The 2,072-nt window shown below is 59.4% G+C and carries 1 protein-coding gene; it reads right to left on the bottom strand.

Translation table 11 applies throughout. The annotated features are described in order from the left end of the window. Window positions 1-110: 110 nt before the first annotated feature. Window positions 111-1,958, bottom strand: a complete 1,848-nt coding sequence (locus QMX98_RS34240; protein WP_102595560.1) for a sigma-54-dependent Fis family transcriptional regulator — start codon at window positions 1,956-1,958, stop codon at window positions 111-113. Between the last annotated feature and the right edge of the window lie 114 nt (window positions 1,959-2,072).

The raw sequence follows: 2,072 nt of genomic DNA on the forward strand, positions 1-2,072 counted from the left end.
GCTCCTACAAGGTCGCGTCGTACACAATATTGGCGAACGACGCGCCCCTGTAGGAGCGAGGCTTGCCCGCGAAGGGTCTCCAGCCGGCCCCAGCCACGACTGCTCACTCGTCAATCAGCCTGGCGCAATCGCTTGTAAAGAGTATTGCGGCTAACGCCAAGACGCCGGGCAAGGTGCGAAATATTCCCCCCAGCCGCCTGCAACAACCGGTTCAAATCCTCGGCATCATTCAAATCCACCGCCAGCGGTTCCGGCGAATCCACCGGCTCCATCTCCAGATCGACAAAAAAATCATCCGGCAAATGCTCCGGCCGCACCGGTTGTTCTTCGGCCATGGCCAGCGCCACCTGCATCACGCTGCTGACCTGCCTTAAATTCCCCGGCCACGGATGACGGCCGAACAACTCCATCACCTCACGGCTCAACCCGGCCCACTGCGATGGCTCGCGATGCTGTTCCCACAAGCGCTTGAACAGCGCCTGTTTGTCTGTGCGTTCCCGTAACGGCGGCAATTCCAGGGTCAAACCGCCGATTCGGTAATAAAGGTCCTCGCGAAACCGCCCGAGCTGCACTTGCTCGCGCAACGAACGGTTGGTCGCGGAAATGATGCGGATGTCCACCGGGAACAACTCGCTGCTGCCCACCGGTTGCACGCACCGTTCCTGCAAGACCCTTAGAAGGCGAGCTTGTGTCGGCAATGGCATGTCACCGATTTCATCAAGGAACAGGGTGCCTTTGTCAGCCTTGCGGATCAGTCCGATGCTGCCTTTCTGATTGGCGCCGGTGAACGCGCCTTTCTCGTAGCCAAACAGCTCGGACTCCACCAGTTCGGCGGGGATCGCTGCACAGTTGACGGCAATGAACGGTTGTTTACTTCGCGAACTGGCCTGATGCAGCGCTTTGACGAAGACTTCCTTGCCGACCCCGGTTTCACCGTGGATCAATAGCGGAATATCTTTTTCCAGCAAACGCTCGGCCTGGCGCACGGCTTTTTCCACGCGACTGTCGCCGAAATGCAAGGTGCTGAGGCTGATTGTGGCGGGCATGGTCGCCGGCGGTTCCGCGCTCTTGGCCTCAGAAAACAGTCGAGCCTGAATCGACACCTGTTTCGGCCGCTTCAACAGGCATTGAAAACGGTTGCGCCCGGAGGCTTGCAACGCAAAAGGCAGGCCTTCCGGCTGGTTCAGCAATTCCAGCAACGACACCTTGAACAGGCTCTCGACACTGACCCGGGACAGGCTGATACCCAGCAGATTGTCAGCCCGGCGGTTAGCCGACAGCACCTGGCCGGTTTCATCGAAGATCAGCAAACCGGCCCATTGGCTGTCGAGGTTGTTCAGCCCGGTGTTGAAGGTCAGTTGAAAATGCTGGCCGTGAAAGAGGTTGAGGATCAGCCGGTTTTCCACGGTCTGGCTCATCATCTTGACCATGCCGAGGGTGTGGGACGGCGGCAGGTAGCTGTCGCTGGACACGTCCAGCACCGCGATCACCTTGCGCTCGGCATCGAAAATCGGCGCGGCGGAACCGGTCATGAAGCGGTTGGCTTTCAGGAAGTGTTCATCGTGTTCGATATGCACGGCCTGCTCGCAGGCGAGGGCGGTGCCGATGGCGTTGGTGCCGCTGCAACGCTCCATCCAGCTGGCCCCGGCGCTAAAGCCGCGGGTCAGGCTCGGCTCGATGAAGCGCTGGGTGCCCCAGGACGTCAGCACCTGGCCCTGATTGTCGGCGAGCATGATCAGGCAGTTGGAATTGCTCAGGATGTTTTCGTAATACGGCAGGACTTCCTGGTGCGTGGTCTGCACCAGCGAATGCTGGCTTTCCAGCAACTGGGCAATGCCATCGGCAGGCAACTGATCGAACGCCGGTGCGCTTTGATGATTGAGGCCGAACGCGCGGCAACGGGACCAGGAGTCCTGGATGATGGTGTCGTGGGACAAAACGGGGGCAGGTGCGGCCATGACAGTCAGCCTCTGAATAACGCTTTTATTGTTGTTATAGGTATTCCCTTGTGGGAGCGAGCCTGCTCGCGATAGCGGTGGGTCAGTCAATACTGATGTCGACTGATCCACCGC

The sequence above is a fragment of the Pseudomonas sp. PS02303 genome (genome assembly GCF_029959925.1).
GTDB lineage: Bacteria > Pseudomonadota > Gammaproteobacteria > Pseudomonadales > Pseudomonadaceae > Aquipseudomonas > Aquipseudomonas mandelii.

Bases quoted from the DNA above. Each gene is read 5' to 3' on its own strand.
- QMX98_RS34240 (WP_102595560.1), bottom strand. From the start codon at position 1,958: ATGGCCGCACCTGCCCCCGTTTTGTCCCACGACACCATCATCCAGGAC.